The following is a 16,953-nucleotide window of genomic DNA, read 5'->3' as shown; positions in this document are numbered from 1 at the left end:
CGTATTTTTCATCACGGCTGTTACGAGAAGGGGTCGGACATGGACGAGTCGGTGCGGACGACGTTTCGTGACGACGGTGCCGTCCTGCTGAAGGACTGCCTGGACGAGGGGCACCTGGCCGCCTGCAAGGAGGCGTTCGACTGGGCCGTGGCGAACCCCGGCCCGAACGCGTCGTCGATGTTCGAAGGGACCGAGCAGCGCTCGCACGTCGACAACGCCAACCCGCGCGCCAAGCACCGCCTCGACGAGCTGGCGGCGGCGCTGCCGCTGGGCACGCTGTTCGCCGAGCTGTGGGGCTCGGAACACGTCTGGTACTTCGCCGAGGAGATCTTCCTCAAACAGGGCGGGAAGGCCGGCCGCAGCCCGTGGCACCAGGACACCGCCTACCTGCCGTGGGCCGGCTCCCACTGGGCCAACGCCTGGATCAGCTTCCAGTCGCTGCCCGAGGGCAACGCCCTGGAGATCATCCGCGGCTCGCACCGAGGCGTGCAGTACGACGGCACCACCTTCGCCAACCCCGACGACCCCACCGAACCCATGTGGGGCGCCCAGGCCCTGCCCCGGCTGCCGAACATCGACGCCGACCTCGCCGCCGACCCCACCGCCCACGACGTGCTCACCTGGGCCGTCGAGCCCGGCGACGTCATCGCGCTGCACCCGCGCTCACTGCACGGCGGCGCCGGAACCGACCCCCGCTGCCCGGACCGCCACACCCTGGTGCTGCGCTTCTTCGGCGACGACGCCACCTTCCGCCCGCTCCCGGACACCAACAAGCACTTCGCCCGCAACGGCGTCCTGTTCGTGGAGGAGATGGCCGGGCTCAACGAGGGCGACCCGTTCCGAGCGCCGGTCTTCCGTCAGGTCGTCTGACATGGAGCGCCAACTCGTCAACCCCGGCCCCACCCTGGCGATCTACGACCGGCTGCACTACTCCCAGGCGAACCGGGTCGGCGACCTCATCTGGGTGTCCGGCCAGGTCGGCATCGACCCCGCCACCATGACACCCGGTGACGGCATGCCCGCCCAGGCCCGACTCGCGTTCGAGGGTCTCAAGGCCGTTCTCGCGGCGGCCGGCGCCACCCTGGCCGACATCGTCGAGCTCACCACCTTCCACACCGACCTGCGCGGCGACGTCACCGAGTTCGCCACGATCAAGGACGAGTACCTCCCCGACCGCTACCCCGCCTGGACCGCCGTCGGCGTCACCCAGCTCGCCCTGCCCGAGCTCCTCGTCGAGGTCCGCGCCGTCGCGGCGGCCGGCAGCGGCGCGAGCACATGACCACCCCGGCCCTGGCGTCACCCTGACCCGCCACGCCCCCCGACCGGGGCGATCAGGGCGAGCGCGGCGTCGAGCAGCGCCCGAACCCGGCCCGGCGTGAACCGCTCGGGCTCGAACGGGAACATCAGCATCCAGCCGTCGCCGATCGCGCTGAGCTGGTCGGCGAGCAGGTCGGCGGGGATGTCGGCGCGGACGGTGCCCCGTTCCTGCCCGGCCGCGAGCATCGAGGTATACAGGTCACGGAAGCGGGCGTAGCGCCGGCCGATGACCGCCGCGAGCGCCGGCTCGTAGCGCGCGTGGGTGAGCAGCTGCGACATCACGGGCCAGAACCGGGCGTCGCCGGTGGTCAGCTCCAGCCACCGCTCGACCAGCGCGCGGACGTCGGTCTGGGCGCGGGCGGCCTCGATCATCGCGTCGTAGCCGTCGAACTGGCTCTCGGCCAGCGCGGTGACCAGCTCCTCCTTGTTCGCGAAGTAGTACGTCACCGCCCCTGTGGTGCATCCCGCGCGCCTGGCCACGGTGCGCAGCGACGCGTTGGCGTAACCCTGCTCCGCGATCACCGACGTGGCCGCCTCCAGCAGCTCCGCCCGCTTCGCCGCACGGTCCCCCGCCGGCCGCCCGCGCCGCGCGACCTGTCTTTCCGTCACAGCGTTAACATAACAGTTGTTCTGTAAAGCGGTACAAGCCCTTCGGGTGGCTGGGTCCGTGCGCAGGGGTGCTCTAGTGTGGCAGCGTGAGCCGCGCGGAGCGGTCAGTCAACTGGCAGGCCGCTGGCGAGCCGTTGGGGGCCATGGATGCGGCCGCCGTCGCTGTCGGGGTGGTGAGCGGGCGGCGGCTCGCCTACGCCAACCGTGCCTTCCGGGACCTGTTCGGCGAGGTGGCCGAGGGCGTCGACGTGGCGCTCGGCGAGCGGATGATCGCGGCGGCCGACCGGGTCGCGGCCACCGGGGTGCCACAGCGCCTGCCGCAGGAGGCCGTCCAGGGGGCCTGGGCGGACGGCGAGGTGCGCTACTTCGACGTGTTCTGCTCGCCCGCGGGCACGGACGGCACGGCGCCGGCCCCCGTGCTGGTCGTGCTCGTCGAGGTGACCGAGCGGGTGGTGGCCCACCGCGAGCTGACCGAACATGCCGACCGGCTGGCCGTGCTCGCGGAGGCGACCTCGGCGATGCACCGCAGCCTGGATCCCTCCGACGAGCTGCGGGCGCTGGGCTGGGCGGCGGTGCCCGAGCTCGCGGACCTGGCCATGGTCCACCTGCTGGTGCACCCCACCGCGCCCGGCATCCGACCGCCGCTGCCCGTGGTCACCGACCGGGTGGTGGTGGCGCGCTCCGGGGAGAGGCTCGACCTGCCCACCCCTCGGCACGGGCTGCGGTGGCGGCGCGAGGACGTGCTCACCCAGGCGATCCAGGCCGGCAGGCTGGTGTCCGGGCCGGTCGAGGCGGCCTCGCCCTGGCTCGAACAGGCCGGCACGGCGGCGTTGACCCTGGCCGGGTTGCACACCCTCGCCGCCGCCCCGGTGATCGTCGAGAACCAGGTGGTGGCGGCGGTGCTGTTCGGGTGCCTGGCCGGGCGCGCGCCGTGGAAGGCCGAGCAGCTCGCCGTGCTCGGGCAGATCGCGGAGAAGGCCGGCCACGCGCTCGGCCACGGCCTGGCGTACCAGCACAGCCGGCGATCCGCGCTGACGTTGCAGCGCAGCCTGCTCACCGATCCGCCGATGGTGCCGGGGCTGCGGATCAGCGTGCGCTACGAGCCCGCCGGCGCCGACGAGATCGGCGGCGACTGGTACGACGCGTTCAACCTCGGTCACGGCGACATCGCCGTCGCGGTCGGCGACGTGGTGGGCCACGACATGACGGCGGCCGCCGCGATGGGCCAGCTCCGGTCCACCCTGCGCGGGCTCGCCGTCGACCGCGCCGAGCAGCCGGCCGCCGTGCTGAACCGCCTCGACACCGTCACCCACCGGCTTGCCATCACCTCGTTCGCCACCATGATCTACGGCCACCTGCACAGGACCGGCCGCGGCTGGCGGCTGCGCTGGGCCAACGCCGGACATCCCGCGCCGCTGCTGCTCCGCCCCGGGCACCCGCCGAGGTGGCTGGAGCAGGCGCACGGGCTGGTGCTGGGAACGGGCATGCCCCATCCGGAGCGGATCGACGCCGAGATCGACCTCGACGCCGGCGACACACTGATCGTCTACACCGACGGCCTGGTCGAACGGCGCGGTCAGGACATCGACGCCGGCATGCGCGAGCTCGCCGAGCGCGCCGCCAAGGCCCCGGTCGACGGGTCGCTGGACGAGCTGTGCGACACCCTCGCCTACCACGCCCCCTCCGACGACGACCTGGTCATCCTCGCCGTCCGCGTCCTGTGAGGAGATCGGTCCGGCTGGCCGCGCCCTGACATACCCGCCCGGATACCGGGTATCCGGCCGGCATGGCGCAATGTGAGGTATGTGGTAACGAGTACGACATGGCGTTCGAGGTGCGCACCCAGGGCGGGACGCACGTCTTCGACAGCTTCGAGTGCGCGATCCACCGGCTGGCGCCGATCTGCGAGCACTGCGGCTGCAAGATCGTCGGGCACGGCGTGCAGGTCGGGCCGCGGTTCTACTGCTGCGCGCACTGCGCACAGGCCAGCGGCGTCCAACCGGGGGTGAGCGAACGGCTGGTCGACCGGGTCTGACCACCCGTTCGCGGCCCGAGGCATGGCCGGTCCGGAACCGGGTATCTGGCCGGCATGGATGCGCAGGTGGACGCTCACGAGCCCGACGCCGTCCCGGACGACATCACCCGCCTGATCCACCGACCCGGCCGACTCCGCGCCCACCGACACCTCCCTCGGAATCGGCAGCCTGAAGGGACGCTGACCATGGATCTGGACGCCGGGGCTGGACGACGCGGTCGTGCTGAGCAAGCGCGGCGACGACTTCCACCTCGACGTCGGCCAGGGCCTCTCCGTCGGCTACAGCCATTACGACGCCGACGTGGTGCACCTCTACCTCGAAGAGAGCTTCACGTTCAAGGTCTCCGAACCCGACGCCGCGATCGCGCTCACCGGCTGAGGACCGGTTTGAGACGCGATGAGGCGGGCATCACCGCACGATGGCGGATATCGACACAATGCCCGACATGATCGACATTCGGCAGGTGCTGGCGGAGCTGAGCTTTCCGGCGCGCCGCTGGCAGGCGATCGCCGAGGCGCAGCACTACGGCGCGCCCGGGGCGTCCGTCACCGAGCTGCTCGGCCTGCCGCTACGCAGCTACCACGGCATCGAGGAGATCGTCGACGAGCTGCGCGAACAGCGCCACCCCCGGATACCGACGGCGACCCGAACCCACGGGGAGCGGGCGGCCTAGGCCCCGCCCCCCACTCGTTGACGATCAGGTCCCGCCCGGCCGAGGGTCGGGCCGCCGTCGCTCCATTGGTTCGGGATCGTCGTCGGCCGGAGGCTCGGGGTCCGCCCACTCCTCGCGGTGCCCGCCCTTCGGCTGGAGCTGACCGTCGAGCTCCGAGGCCAGCTTGTCGTCCTTCCGGGGTCCGTGCTTGTCGCTACCGCGTTCCATCGCCAGGGTCTTCCCGCCGCGTCGTCGATCAAACCGGCATTAGCGTGTGGCCTGTGGCGAACCCGCCGCCCGACCCGGGAGGTCCGACATGGCCAGTAAGTTCACCGAGCTTGCGATCGACTGCGCCGACCCCCGAGGCCTCGCCCGGTTCTGGTGCTCGGTCCTCGGCTACGAGGTCCAGGACGAGGAGGACGGGCTGGTCACGATCGGCTCCCCCATGGTGCCCGAAGGCAGGAACCGCCCCGGCCCGGTGCCGCCGACGCTGACGTTCGCCCAGGTGCCCGAGGGCAAGACCGTCAAGAACCGGCTCCACATCGACGTCAACCCGACCGACCGGGACCAGGACGAGGAGGTCCGCCGCCTGCTCGACCTGGGCGCCCGGCACGCCGACGTCGGCCAGGGCGACCAGAGCTGGGTGGTGCTCGCCGACCCCGAGGGGAACGAGTTCTGCGTCCTCTCCACCCGCCACCCCTGACCGCGGCGCGGCGGCGGCTCAGCCCTTCGCCAGCAGCGCGGCCACGGCGCTGAGCACGCCGACGCCGATGCTGGCCAGCGCCACCGCCCGGGTCGTCCGGTTCCAGGGGCGGCCCTGGTCGAGGGCGTAGCGGCCCGGCCCGGTGATCGCCAGCACGGCGGCCAGCACGCCGAGCACGATGGGGTGGCCGGCCGCGTCCAGGCCCTTGCCGACCACGGCGGCGGCCGCGTTGATCATGACGCCTAACGCCATCGCCGCCGCCAGCGGCGTGAACAGGCCCAGCAGCAGGAGCAGCCCTCCGGCGAACTCGGCCCCGCCGCCCAGCACCGCGAAGAACAGCGCCGGCTCGTAGCCCATCCGCGAGAAGCCGGCCGCGGTCCCCTCCAGCCCCTTGCCGCCGAAGACACCGAACAGTTTCTGTGCGCCGTGCACGGTGAGGATCCCGAACGGGACCACCCGCAGCAGCAGCAAACCGGCGTCGAGGGTTGCGCCGCGCGCATCGACCGCCAACTCCGCGGTGGCGCTTCCAGCGGCTTTCGGCATGCCTGTGTCTCCTTCGTGTCGAGTCGTGAACGAATGGCGAGATGTGTGGCGCCCGCCCGGGACCGCGTTGCCCGGGTGCGCGCCGGGCCGCCCGAGTTTCGGTCGGGGCCGGCCATGAACTTAGGTGAGCCTAGGCTAATGCAAGCCGGTTCAGCGGACGCCCAGCGCCGTGAGCAGCACGAGCACCAGCGTCGTTGCCGCGAGCAGGCCGTGCGCGGCGACGATGGGGGCCGGGAAGTGCCGCTCCGGCGGCGTCCGGGCGGCGGCGAGCTCGGGCTCGGTGGTGCCGCCGCCGGCGGTCGGGGCGGGCACGACGATGTGCCGGGCGAGGTAGACCGGGATCCAGCGGGCCAGCATCGCGAGCCCGCCGGCGGCGACCGCGGCGAGGATGACCAGCGCCACCCACGCCAACAGGGGCCGGGGCGCGAACAGGTAGACGACCCACACGACCAGCCCGGCGGCGGCGAGCAGGAAGTGCGCGAACAGCAGCCCCGGGGGCAGCCGGGTGGCGCGGGGCCGCCGGCCCGCACCGCCGTTGGCCAGCCAGGTGGCGAGCATGTAGATGCCGCCGCCCGCGGTGACGATCCAGGCGACCAGGGCAACCAGCGCGATGGTGGTCATGTCGGGTCGCACCCCTCGGTGGACATGCTCAGGCCGGTCACAACCGCACCTCCTTTCCTCAAATCGCCAAGGAAGTTTGGTCTTATTGCCCGAGGGGGTCAAGCGCCCACGCAAGCAGGCGGTGACACACAGTTGGGTGCATTGTCGTGGGTTTATCGTTGTGCGATGGCGATGAACGTCCCGGACAGCGAGCCGGGCTCCGACCCTTCGGTGCGGGCGGTCGCGGCGCTCGACGACGAGCTGCGACGGCGGATGTACGCCTTCATCCGCGGCTCGGCCACCCCGGTGACGCGCGAGCAGGTGGGCGCGGCGGTCGGGATCTCCCGCAAGCTCGCCGCGTTCCACCTGGACAAGCTCGTCGAGGTCGGGCTGCTGCGCGCCGAGGACGCACCGATGGGCGGCATCGCCAGGGTCGGGCGCCGGCCCAAGGTCTACCAACCCACGGACCTGGACGTGCGGGTCGCCATCCCGGCCCGCCAGCACGACGAGCTCGCCGAGATCCTCATCGACGCCGTACTCACCCAGGCCGCCGGCGAACACGCCTGGCACACCACCCTGCGGGTCGCCCACCAGCGCGGACACGACCTCGGTACGGCCACCCTGGAGCGCACCCGGCCGGGCCGGCTCGGCGCGGACCGGGCGCTCGCCCTGGCCGACACCGCGCTGCGCCAGTGGGGGTTCGAACCCACCCGACCGGCGCCGTCGCGGATCCGGCTGCGCAACTGCCCGTTCCACCCGCTGACCGCCAAGTCCCCCGAGCTGGTCTGCGGGATCAATCACGCCTTCCTGTCCGGCTTCCTGGCCGGCCTGCACGCCAGCGGCGTCGAGGCCGTCCTCGACCCGGCCGCGGGCGAGTGCTGCGTGGAGCTCTGCGCCCCGTCCGTCACGTGAGCGGCCACACCCGTTCGGGATCGCGGCGGACGTCCGGGACCTCGATCGCCTCCAGGAAGTACCCGAGCGTGTCGACGGTGTCGAAGTACGCGTAGCCGCCGGAGCCGTCGGCGCCGATGCCCACCCCGGACTGGATCATCGAGTACCCGGCGTCGACCATCCTGTCCGTCGTGGCCCGCAGGTCCACGACGTGGAACCCGAGATGGTGCACGCCGCGCCGGTCGTCCAACAGCCAGTCGTGGTAGATCGTCGGCGGTTCGAGCGGCTCGATCAGCTCCAACTGGGGGTTGCTGCCCGCCAGCGCCAGCCGCATGGAGTACGACGCGGGCCGGCCTCGGTAGGTCAGCGACGACACGGTCCCCGGTCCGTAGGTCCAGATCCGCCACCGCGGCGCGGTGTGACCCACCGCCCCCCAGGACGCCATGGCCTCGTCCAGGTCCGCCACGACCATCGCGACCTGCCCCGGCCGCCCGCCCGCGTCGGCGATCAGTGGGATCGTCGCTACCGCGTCCTCGCTCATCTGTCCGTACTCCCTCCGTCCGTCGGGGCGGCCGGTTCGAGCCAGCGCCCGAACCATTCGAGCAGGATCTCCAGGCGCTGCATGCGGTGCACGGGGCTGCCGCTCCTGGTCAGCTCGTGCCCCTCGCCCGGGAACCTGACCAGCTCCACCTCGCGATTGTGCAGCTTGAGCGCCATGAACAGCTCCTCGGCCTGGCCGATCGTGCACCGGTAGTCGTTCTCCGAATGCACGATGATCAGCGGCGCGGTGATGTCCCCGACCCGGCGCAGGGGGGACGCCGCCCAGTACGGCCCGGGGTCCTCCATGTGGTTCGCGCCCAGGAACGCCTCGAAGAACCACGGTGCCTCGTCCTTGGTCCCCGCGTCGCTGACCAGGTTGTACGGACCCCGCTCGGCCCAGCCGGCCCGGAACAGGTCGGTCTGCGCCAGCAGCTGCGTGACCATCAGGCCGCCGTAGGAACCTCCCATGACCCCGACGCGCGCCGGGTCGAGGTCGGGGTGTTCGTCCAGGACGCGCCGCGCCACCGACGCCACGTCGGCGACGTCCACGCCGCCCCAGCCGCTGCCCGGGACGGCCGCGCCGGGCCCGCTGACCGCCCGCATCCAGTCGGTCCCGTAGCCGGCGGAGCCCCTGGCGTTGAGGTACAGCACGGCGTAGCCGGCCGAGCACAGCAGCTGCACCTCGTGCGACCACTGGTAGCCGAACTGCGTCCCGCCGCCCTGCAGCCACACCAGCAGCGGCGACCGGCCGGGCGTGGGCGGCCGCAGCAGCCAGGAGTCGACGCTCACCTCCGCGTCGACGCGGACCGGCAGGTGCTCGGGCTCGGCCAGCCGCCGGGTGGCCGCCAGCGCGACGTTCGGGTCGTGCACGGTCGCCAGGTCCGAGGGCGGTCCGGTCAGGATCCGGGGTGGCTCGGCCGGGGCGGCACGCACCAGGGCGACGCGGCCGGCTCGGGTGTCGAAGGCGGTGACCCGGAACGGGCCGCTCACGAGCGGTCGGTGGCGCCCGGTACGGACGTCGAACGCGAGCAGCTCGACCCGCCCCGACCGGGAGACCAGGGCCGCGAGCTCCGTCGGGTCCCGCCAGACCACCGTGTCGGCGTGGACGTCGCGGTCCAGCTCCTCGGCCAGCCGCCGGGTTTCGCCGGTGGCCAGGTCCATCACCGCCAGCCGCTGGACCGAGGGGTACCCGACGATGTCGACGGTCCCGAAGGCGAGCCATCGACCGTCCGGTGACGGCGTGGGGTGGGCGTGCTCGAACGCGGTGGTGGTCAGTTGCCGGGCGACCCCACCGTCGTCGACGGGCAGCCGCCACACGTCGTTGAGGGGTGACCGGTCCCGGCCGGGGTGTCGCTGGGACACGAAGTACACCGAGGAACCGTCCGGGTGCCAGGCGAAGTGGGCGTCGTCGTGGCAGGCGTCGCTCAGCCGCGCCGGCGCGCCGCCCTCGACCGGCACCAGGTAGGCCTGGCGGCGCGTGTTGGCCGTCCAGCCGACGCCGTCCTCGCGGTAGCGCAGCGCCGTCAGCCGCAGCGGAGGGCGCCGGTCCTCGGGCGTGGCGAACCACTCCCGGTCCACCGGCTCGCGCACGACGAACAGGATCGACCGCCCGTCCGGGGCGAACGCGAGCTCGCGCACGGCGTCCGGCAGGGCGCGGACCACGGTGCGCCACGGACCGCACGCGCCCGGCGCGGACAGCCGGATCGACCATCCGCCGGCGTCGCGGGTGACGACGGCCAGCCGGTCGTCGACGGGGCACCAGGTCGGCAGGTGCGTGGCGCCGGGCGCGCCGGCGTCGACCCGCTCCAGCGGACCCGCCGGCGGCCCGGCCACGACGTCCCGGCGGTAGGTGTTGGCGACCGGGTCGGGGACCGAGACGACCCCGGCCACCAGCGCGCCGGCGCGGTCCAGCGCGACGGCCTCGATGTCGACGAACGCGGCCAGGTCCTCCGCCACGACCGGCCTAGTCATGAGCCGCACCGTCATGAGCCGCACCGTCATGAGCCGCACCGTCATGAGCCGCACCCAGAAGCTCGATGTCGGAGCGGTCGCCGAGCAGCTCCCAGCGCTGCAGGGCGATCGGCACGTTGCCCTCGCGCCACAACCGGTCGTGGAACGCGCGCAGCTCGAAGCCCGGCCCGCCGGCCCGGATGGCGTCGTTGAGCAGGGCGAGGATCTGCGTCTTTCCGACCTGGTAGGTCATCGCCTGCCCGGGGGTGGTGGCAAAGAAAACGGCCTCGTGCCGGGCGGTCGCGGCGTCCATCGGCACCATTTCTTCGAGCAGCTCTGCCGCCGCCGGAATGTCCAGCGTTCCGGCGGCCAGGCCCACGTCGACGACGACCCGCAACGCCCGCAGCCGCATGAAGTTGTAGATGATTTCGCGGGTGGTCGGGGCGTCGTCGAAAAGCCCGGCCGCCAGGACCATCTCCTCGTTGTAGAACGCGATGCCCTCGTTGACGCACGAGTCGTAGTACCACCGCCGCGCCGCTCGCGGATGTTTCCAGGACAGGGTGAGCTGTTGGTAGTGGACGCCCTCGTGGACGATTCCCGCTCGCGGGTCGTGCGCGTTGGCGGCGTAGAAGTACGGAAGGTCGGGGCCGGGCGGCGGGAAATAGGCACCGCCGTTCTGGTCGAGGCGGTCCGGTCCTGTGAGGTCGTCCGCGCAGCCCGCCCACGCGATCGGCGCAAGGTAATCCGGCATGGGGTGCGTGTGGTAGTGCAACAAATCGTCGGGCTGGCCGAGCAGGCCGCGCGCGACGTAGAAGTCCCTGACCTCCTGTTCGGCGCGCGCCTGGGCCTCGGACTGCTCGGCGCCGCCGGAGAACACCGGACGGGGGCGGGCGGCCGGCGGGGTGCCGTTGCGCTGGCGTTCCAGGCGCTCCAGGAACGCCGCCCGCTCCGCCTCCCGGCGGCCGAGGGACAGCAGCTCGTCGACCGAGTAGGGCACCAGCGCGACGGTGCGCAGGTACCGCTCGAACGCCTCCCGCCCCACCGGCTTCGCGGCGACGAAACGAGCCGACTCGCCGGCCAGCCACCCCCGGAACTCCACGAGGGCGTCGATGGCCGCGCCGGCCGCCGACGACATGTCGTGATACTCGGGTAGGGCGTCGACGACGGCGGCGAGGTCGGACTCGACGGTGGCCAGTTGCGTCGCGCTCAACGTCGCGAACTCCCGGTAGGCGTGCCCGTCGAGGTTCGCCCGGCCGTCGGCGAGGATTCGGGGGGTCTGCGCCAATGCCCGGTGGACGTCCCGCATTCGGGCATCGTCGATGTCGGGCACCGTCAACAAATCGAAGACGACCCCGACGGTCTGGTCGACATAAAAACCCGGGTTGGTCCGCCAGGGCCGCAGTACGTCCAGCTCCCACCGCACCCGGGCGAGCGCGGACCCGATGAGCATATGGTCGACGGCGTCCGCCACGTTCGATCCCGGATCACACGATTCCCACCGCGCCTCGAAATCGGCAAGCTCCTTTCGGTACCGAGCGATCGCCGCCGAGGAGAAGTCCGGCGTCCACCCCGGCGGCCGGACCACGCGCGTCAGGTCATCGGCGCACCGGGGCTGCTGAGCGACCCGCCATTCCCAGAACTCGTCAACGAGCTGCCGCATGTGAACCTTTCGTCTCGGTGAGCCAGCACGCCGCGTGACGCGCCGGCGCGATGGTGGTCAGGGCGGGCTCGTCGGTTCGGCAGCGGTCGATCACCACCGGGCACCGGGTGTGGAACCGGCAGCCGGGCGGCGGGTTCGCCGGGTCGGGGACCTCGCCGGCCAGGCTCTCCGGCAGCCGACCGTTGCCGTCCGCCAGGGGCAGCGCGCCGATGAGCGCGCGGGTGTACGGATGCTCGGGGCGCTCCCACACGTCGCCGGTCGCGCCGCGCTCCACGATCTTGCCGAGGTACATCACCGCCACCTCGTCCGCGATCTCCTTGACCAGCCCCAGGTCGTGGGAGATCAGCAGCATGCCGATCTCCAGCTCCCGGCTCAGCCGGACCAGCAGCGCGGCCGCCTGCGCCTGCGCCGACGCGTCCAGCGAGGACAGCGGCTCGTCCAGCACCAGCACCGACGGGTCCGCCGCCAGCGCCCTGGCGATCGCGAGCCGCTGCCGCTGACCGCCGCTGAACTGGTGCGGATAGCGGCCCTCGATGCCCGCCGGCAGGCCGACCAGCTCGATCAGCTCGGCGACCCGGGCCGGGCGTTCGCCCCGGGGGACGTTTCCCAGGATGTCGAGCGCGTCGGCCAGCTGGGAGCCGATGCTCCGGCGTGGGTTCAGCGACGAGCCGGGATCCTGGAACACCAGCTGCAGCCCGGTCAGCGTCGCGGGCCGGGCTCGCCCGCGCAGCGGCGTCACCGGGTGGCCGTCGAACGTGACCACGCCGCCGGCCGCGTCGGCGAGCCCGACGGCGGCCCGGGCCAGCGTGGACTTCCCGCACCCGCTCTCCCCCACCAGCCCGACGATCCGCCCGCGAGCGATCGTCAGGCTCACCCCGGCGACGGCCCGCACCGGCCGGTGCCGCCTGTCCCGGTAGGCGACCTCGACGTCGCGCATCTCCAACAGCAACGCCATCACGCCTCCCGGTCGGTCCGGTCGAGCCTGACCGGGCAGGCCACCCGCCCGTCACCCACCGCGACCAGCTCGGGCGTCTCGGTGCGGCAGGAGTCGACGGCGTGCGTGCACCGGGGCGCGAAGCCGCAGCCGACCCGGCCGGCCGTCGGCATCGGCGGGCCGCCGGGGATCGGGGTCAGCCCGCCGCGGCGCCCGCCGGTCGCCGGCAGGGCCGCCAGCAGCCCCTCGGTGTACGGGTGGCGCGGTCGCCGGATCACCGTGCGCGCCGGGCCCGACTCCACGATCCGGCCGCCGTACATGATCGTCAGCACCTCGGCGATCGAGGACATCACGCCCAGGTCGTGGGTGATCATCAGGACGCCGAGCCCCGACTCGCGGCGCAGGCGGTCCAGCAGGCGCAGCACGCCGGCCTGCACCGTCACGTCCAGCGCCGTGGTCGGCTCGTCGGCGATGAGCAGCCCGGGCCGGCAGATCAGCGCGGAGGCGATCGCGATCCGCTGGCGCATGCCCCCGGAGAACTGGTGCGGGTAGCGGGCCAGGCTGCCCTCGGGGTCGGGGATCCGCACCTCGTCCAGGGCTTCGGCCGCCCGCTGCCTGGCCGCCGAGCGGCCCATCCCGAAGTGCCGGCGCAGCGGCGCGGTCAGGATCGCGCCGACCGGCAGCATCGGGTGCAGCGACGTGTTCGGGTCCTGGAACACCATGCCGATCTCGCGCCCGCGCACGGCGCCGAGCCGCTTCCCGGGCATCCGGACCAGGTCGCGGCCTCGGAACCGGATCTCGCCCTCGATCACCGAGCGCGGCGGCAGCAGCCGAGGCACCGCGAGGGCCGTCATGGTCTTGCCCGAGCCGCTCTCCCCGGCCAGCCCGAACACCTGTCCCTCCTCGATGGCGAACGTCACCCGGTCGACGACCGTGACCGGGCCGTGCGGGCCGGGCACGGTGATCGTGAGGTCCCTGGCCTCCAGCAGCGCCGTCATGCCCGCTCCCCCCACGAGCCGGTGCGGTCGATCGCGTCGCGCACGCTGTCGCCGAGGAAGTTGAACGAGATCACCACCGTGACGATGGCCAGCCCGGGAAAGACGCCGATCCACCACGCGTTGAAGTAGTCCGCGCCGACCGAGACCATCGAGCCCCACTCCGGCTCCGGCGGCTGTGCGCCCAGCCCCAGGAACGACAGCCCGGCCAGCAGCAGCACGGCGTTGCCGACGTCCATCGTGGCCAGCACCAGCACCGGGCCGACCACGTTGGGCAGGACGTCCTTGCCGAGCACCCGGGCGGAGGACCCCGACATCAACCTGACCGCGTACACGTAGTCCGAGTGGGTGGCGGACAACACCAGCCCCCGCACCACCCGCGCGTACGTCGGCCAGGTCACCAGCGCCAGCGCGAGCACCGCGTTGTGCAGTCCCGGCCCGAGGGCGGCGGTCACCACCATCGCCAGCACGATCGCGGGAAAGGCGAACACGATGTCCACCACGCGCATCAGCACCCCGTCCACCCAGCCGCCGAAGTAGCCGGCCACCGCGCCGATCAGGCCGCCGGCGAGCACCGTGAACGCGACCAGCAGCGCCGAGAGCGGCAGCGAGATCCTGGCCCCGAAGACGACCCTGGTGAACACGTCCCTGCCCAGCTCGTCGGTGCCGAACCAGTGGGCTCCCGACGGCGCCGCGAACAGGTCGGTGCTCGGCTCGTCCGGCGTGTACTGGGTGAGCAGCGGGGCGCCCAGCATCGCGACCAGCCACACCGCCAGGATGACCATCCCGGTCAGCGCCAGCGGGCGGCGCAGCGGCACGGGCAGCCGCCGGCGCCGCAGCCGCAGCGGCGCCCGGTCGTGGGTCAGCGCCGTCATGACACCCGGATCCTCGGGTCGAGGTAGCCGTAGAGCAGGTCGACGACGAAGTTCACGACCAGGTACACCAGGGCGACGAACAGGCTCACGCCGGTGATCGCGGGCAGGTCCAGCGCGGTGGCCGCCTGGAAGCCGTAGCTGCCGATGCCGGGCCAGGAGAAGACGTTCTCCACCAGCACCGTGCCCGCCAGCACGTTCGCGAACAGCAGCCCGACGACCGTGATGACGGCCGGAAGCGCGGCGCGCAGCACGTGCCTGCCGATCACGGTGGGCTCCGAGAGGCCCTGCGCCCTGGCGGCCCGCACGTAGTCCTGGTCGATCACGTCCAGCACGGCGGCGCGCGTGTAGCGGGTCAGCAGCGCGATGCTCGACACCGCGAGCACATACGCGGGAAGGACCAGGTGGCGCAGGGCGTCACCGAACGCCGTCCAGTCCCCCGCCACGAGCGCGTCCACCGTGTACAGGCCCGTCCGGTTCGGCGGGGCGCTGACGGCCGGGTCCAGGCGCCCGCCGCCGGGGAACGTGCCGGCCTTGTAGAACAACAGGTACAACAGCACGAGCGCCAGCCAGAACAGCGGAAACGAGATCCCGCTCAGCGACACGAACCGGAGCAGGTAGTCCGGCCACCGGTCCCGGAAGACCGCCGAGAGCACGCCGAACGAGATGCCGAGAACGACCGCCATCAGCAGCGCGACCAGCGCCAGCTCCGTGGTCGCGGACACGAAGCTGCCCAGGTCCGCCAGCACCGGGTTGTGCGTGTGCTGGGACGTGCCGAGATCGCCATGGCCGAGCGCGACCAGGTACCTGCCGAACCGCACCGGCAGCGGGTCGTCCAGGCCGTGGGCCGCGCGGTAGCTCTGGATCTGGTCCTCGGTCGCGTTCATGCCCAGGTTCGCCAGGGCCGGGTCGGCGGGCACCGCCTGGGTCAGCACGAAGGTGACCAGCGTGATCCCGAACAGGATCAGCAGCGAGCCGACGACCCGACTGGCGACGAACCGGGGCAGCCTCGACCTCACCGCACGCCGATCCCGGTCACGTCGATCGTCCACCCCGGGTCGAGGACCACACCCGTGAGGTTGGCCGAGCCCACGACGGTCTGGGCGGCCTGCAGGATCGGCATGTACGGCCCGGACTCCATGATCGTCCGCTGCATCTGGGCGGCCAGCGCCGCGCGGCGGCCGTCGTCCACCGTCGTCGACAGCTGGCGGCCCTGCTCCTCCAGACCCGCCGCGTCGCCGTCCTTCCAACCGGCCCGAACCCCGTCCACTCCCCCGGGCAGGTACGTGACCAGCGTGCTGGGGTCCGCGGTGTCCGGGTAGCTGTACGTCAGGGTCATCTCGATGGTCCCCTTTCGCCATGTGGACAGGTAGGTGGTGGTCGGCAGCGCCGCGAGCGTGATCTCGATCCCCACCGGCCGCAGGTCCGCCTTGATCCGCTGCGCGAGCGTGGCGAACTCGACGCCGTTGACGTTGATGTCGCTGGGGTAGGTCAGGGTGAGCGAAGGCCGGTCGATGCCGGAGGCGCGCACGGCGGCCCTGGCCCTCTCGACGTCCCGGCCGACCGCCAGCTCCGGAGGGAGCGAGCCCGCGTTCGGCGCCGGCAACAGCCCGGCGGCCCGCACCGCCCCGGCGCCGGCCAACTGCACCAGCGCGTCGTAGTTCACCCCGTAGCGGACCGCCTCGCGGATGTGCGGGTTCGCCGCCGTTGCCGACACGCCGGCGTTCATGGTCGTCTGCATCCTGACCAGCGACGGCGACGCATCGGTCCGGACGGTCAGCGCCTGGCTGTTCTCCAGCGTCCTGCTCTGCGTCGCCGACAGGTTCAGCGCCACCTCGTTCGTGCCGCGTTGGACGTTGAGCAGCTGTGCCGGGGCCTTCATCGCCCGGATCGCGACGCGCGCGAACTCCGGCTTCCGCCCCCAGTACCGGTCGTTGCGGGTCAGAATGATCGAGTCGTTGGTCTTGTACGACTCCAGGCGGTACGGCCCGCTGCCCGCGGAGTTGTGGTTGAACCAGCTTTCGGTCCTGTCCGACGTCGCGGCGTCGTCGGCATCGGTCCCGCCGTTCTGTGTGACCAGTTGGGAGTCCAGCAGCGCGAACGCCGGTGTCGTCACGGCGAACGGGATCGCCGGGTTCGGTTCCTTCGAGGCCAGCACGACGGTGGTCTCGTCGGGGGCCGACGCCGTGATCCCGTCCATCAGGTAGGACGACCCCATTTTCAGCGCGGCCAGGCGTCGGAAGGAGAAGACCACGTCGGCGGAGGTGAGCCGGCGGCCGCTGGGAAAGGTGACGTCGCGGCGGAGGTGGAACGTGTACGTCCTGGCGTCCGCGCTGGCCTCGAACGACTCCGCGACCGACGGCGCCGGGGTGGTGTCCGAACCGCCCTTCGCCCGCAGCAGCGTGTCGTAGATCCCCCGGGTCGCCACCGTCTGCGCGGGCGTGACCGAACGAGCGGGGTCCAGGCCCTGAATGTCGAAGCTCGCGTCGATCGTGAGCGTGTTCGTCGTGGACGGCCCGCCGCCACACGCGGCCAGCGCCAGTGCGACCAACGCCGCGAACGCGACCGCCGCCGTCCGCCGTCGTACCCCGCGCGCGGCCTGACCCGTGGTCCCCATTGACCCGTCTCTCCCGGCTGCTACCTGCGCACGC

At 72.5% G+C, this 16,953-nt stretch carries 20 protein-coding genes; 8 read left to right on the top strand and 12 right to left on the bottom strand.

Annotation, left to right across the window (positions count from 1 at the left end; translation table 11 throughout):
- Positions 1–39 precede the first annotated feature (39 nt).
- Both N912_RS0116345 and N912_RS0116340 read left to right on the top strand, forming a co-directional pair.
- Entirely contained in the window at positions 40–870 is an 831-nt protein-coding gene (locus N912_RS0116345) for a phytanoyl-CoA dioxygenase family protein (RefSeq protein ID WP_028923273.1), read from the top strand.
- A 1-nt stretch (position 871) separates the two neighbouring features.
- Positions 872–1,279: a RidA family protein gene (locus N912_RS0116340; protein WP_028923272.1), complete on the top strand. Its 408-nt coding sequence runs from the start codon at positions 872–874 to the stop codon at positions 1,277–1,279.
- A gap of 17 nt (positions 1,280–1,296) precedes the next feature.
- On the opposite strand, the gene N912_RS0116335 is transcribed toward N912_RS0116340, so the two are convergent.
- Positions 1,297–1,926, bottom strand: a complete 630-nt coding sequence (locus tag N912_RS0116335) for a TetR/AcrR family transcriptional regulator (RefSeq protein WP_028923271.1) — start codon at positions 1,924–1,926, stop codon at positions 1,297–1,299.
- 86 nt (positions 1,927–2,012) lie between these two features.
- Here N912_RS0116335 and N912_RS52345 point away from each other — a divergent pair, with 86 nt between their 5' ends.
- The 4 genes from N912_RS52345 to N912_RS0116315 all read left to right on the top strand — a co-directional run bounded on the left by N912_RS52345 (position 2,013) and on the right by N912_RS0116315 (position 4,635).
- Positions 2,013–3,650: a PP2C family protein-serine/threonine phosphatase gene (locus tag N912_RS52345; RefSeq protein ID WP_156993613.1), complete on the top strand. Its 1,638-nt coding sequence runs from the start codon at positions 2,013–2,015 to the stop codon at positions 3,648–3,650.
- Positions 3,651–3,712: 62 nt separating this feature from the next.
- Entirely contained in the window at positions 3,713–3,961 is a 249-nt protein-coding gene (locus tag N912_RS0116325; RefSeq protein ID WP_028923270.1) for a hypothetical protein, read from the top strand.
- Positions 3,962–4,151: 190 nt separating this feature from the next.
- Entirely contained in the window at positions 4,152–4,340 is a 189-nt protein-coding gene (locus N912_RS62075; RefSeq protein ID WP_084210898.1) for an encapsulin, read from the top strand.
- Between the two features lie 67 nt (positions 4,341–4,407).
- Positions 4,408–4,635 carry a DUF2795 domain-containing protein gene (locus N912_RS0116315; protein ID WP_169747884.1) on the top strand — a complete coding sequence of 76 codons (228 nt, stop codon included), beginning with the start codon at positions 4,408–4,410 and terminating at the stop codon, positions 4,633–4,635.
- A 24-nt stretch (positions 4,636–4,659) separates the two neighbouring features.
- On the opposite strand, the gene N912_RS0116310 is transcribed toward N912_RS0116315, so the two are convergent.
- Complete coding sequence (locus tag N912_RS0116310) at positions 4,660–4,842, bottom strand: hypothetical protein (protein ID WP_028923268.1); 183 nt, start codon at positions 4,840–4,842, stop codon at positions 4,660–4,662.
- Between the two features lie 88 nt (positions 4,843–4,930).
- Here N912_RS0116310 and N912_RS0116305 point away from each other — a divergent pair, with 88 nt between their 5' ends.
- Positions 4,931–5,317: a VOC family protein gene (locus N912_RS0116305; protein WP_028923267.1), complete on the top strand. Its 387-nt coding sequence runs from the start codon at positions 4,931–4,933 to the stop codon at positions 5,315–5,317.
- A gap of 18 nt (positions 5,318–5,335) precedes the next feature.
- Here the strand turns inward: N912_RS0116305 and N912_RS0116300 are convergent, their stop codons facing one another.
- Both N912_RS0116300 and N912_RS0116295 read right to left on the bottom strand, forming a co-directional pair.
- Positions 5,336–5,860, bottom strand: coding sequence for a DoxX family protein (locus N912_RS0116300; protein ID WP_037064485.1), 525 nt, complete (start codon positions 5,858–5,860; stop codon positions 5,336–5,338).
- A gap of 150 nt (positions 5,861–6,010) precedes the next feature.
- Positions 6,011–6,481, bottom strand: a complete 471-nt coding sequence (locus N912_RS0116295) for a hypothetical protein (RefSeq protein WP_211261248.1) — start codon at positions 6,479–6,481, stop codon at positions 6,011–6,013.
- A gap of 165 nt (positions 6,482–6,646) precedes the next feature.
- On the opposite strand from N912_RS0116295, the gene N912_RS0116290 reads away from it, so the two are divergent.
- Positions 6,647–7,372 carry a helix-turn-helix transcriptional regulator gene (locus N912_RS0116290; protein ID WP_342670858.1) on the top strand — a complete coding sequence of 242 codons (726 nt, stop codon included), beginning with the start codon at positions 6,647–6,649 and terminating at the stop codon, positions 7,370–7,372.
- On the opposite strand, the gene N912_RS0116285 is transcribed toward N912_RS0116290, so the two are convergent.
- From N912_RS0116285 to N912_RS0116250, 8 genes are read right to left on the bottom strand one after another with little or no spacing between them, the layout of a single operon-like run.
- Positions 7,365–7,892 (bottom strand): VOC family protein, encoded by a 528-nt coding sequence (locus N912_RS0116285; RefSeq protein ID WP_028923263.1) that lies wholly within the window; start codon positions 7,890–7,892, stop codon positions 7,365–7,367. The two genes, N912_RS0116290 and N912_RS0116285, sit on opposite strands and share 8 nt — an antisense overlap.
- The gene (locus tag N912_RS52340; RefSeq protein ID WP_084210957.1) at positions 7,889–9,862 is read right to left on the bottom strand and encodes a S9 family peptidase; all 1,974 of its coding nucleotides are present in this window, start codon (positions 9,860–9,862) and stop codon (positions 7,889–7,891) included. The genes N912_RS0116285 and N912_RS52340 overlap by 4 nt, the downstream gene beginning before the upstream one ends.
- The gene (locus N912_RS52335) at positions 9,855–11,501 is read right to left on the bottom strand and encodes a DUF885 family protein (protein ID WP_051580240.1); all 1,647 of its coding nucleotides are present in this window, start codon (positions 11,499–11,501) and stop codon (positions 9,855–9,857) included. The genes N912_RS52340 and N912_RS52335 overlap by 8 nt, the downstream gene beginning before the upstream one ends.
- Complete coding sequence (locus N912_RS52330; protein WP_051580239.1) at positions 11,485–12,456, bottom strand: ABC transporter ATP-binding protein; 972 nt, start codon at positions 12,454–12,456, stop codon at positions 11,485–11,487. Before N912_RS52330 ends, N912_RS52335 begins: the two co-directional genes overlap by 17 nt.
- Positions 12,456–13,433 (bottom strand): ABC transporter ATP-binding protein, encoded by a 978-nt coding sequence (locus N912_RS0116265; protein WP_028923262.1) that lies wholly within the window; start codon positions 13,431–13,433, stop codon positions 12,456–12,458. The genes N912_RS52330 and N912_RS0116265 overlap by 1 nt, the downstream gene beginning before the upstream one ends.
- On the bottom strand, positions 13,430–14,305 hold the full coding sequence (locus N912_RS0116260; RefSeq protein ID WP_028923261.1) for an ABC transporter permease: 876 nt from the start codon (positions 14,303–14,305) through the stop codon (positions 13,430–13,432). The genes N912_RS0116265 and N912_RS0116260 overlap by 4 nt, the downstream gene beginning before the upstream one ends.
- The gene (locus N912_RS0116255; protein WP_211261247.1) at positions 14,302–15,321 is read right to left on the bottom strand and encodes an ABC transporter permease; all 1,020 of its coding nucleotides are present in this window, start codon (positions 15,319–15,321) and stop codon (positions 14,302–14,304) included. Before N912_RS0116255 ends, N912_RS0116260 begins: the two co-directional genes overlap by 4 nt.
- Complete coding sequence (locus N912_RS0116250) at positions 15,318–16,919, bottom strand: ABC transporter substrate-binding protein (RefSeq protein WP_028923259.1); 1,602 nt, start codon at positions 16,917–16,919, stop codon at positions 15,318–15,320. Before N912_RS0116250 ends, N912_RS0116255 begins: the two co-directional genes overlap by 4 nt.
- Positions 16,920–16,953: the final 34 nt, after the last annotated feature.

It is taken from the genome of Actinospineispora acaciae DSM 45401 (genome assembly GCF_000620785.1).
Classification (GTDB): domain Bacteria; phylum Actinomycetota; class Actinomycetes; order Mycobacteriales; family Pseudonocardiaceae; genus Pseudonocardia; species Pseudonocardia acaciae.
The sequence above is the reverse complement of the archived record's forward strand: the minus strand, read 5'-3'. Positions and strand labels throughout refer to the sequence as shown.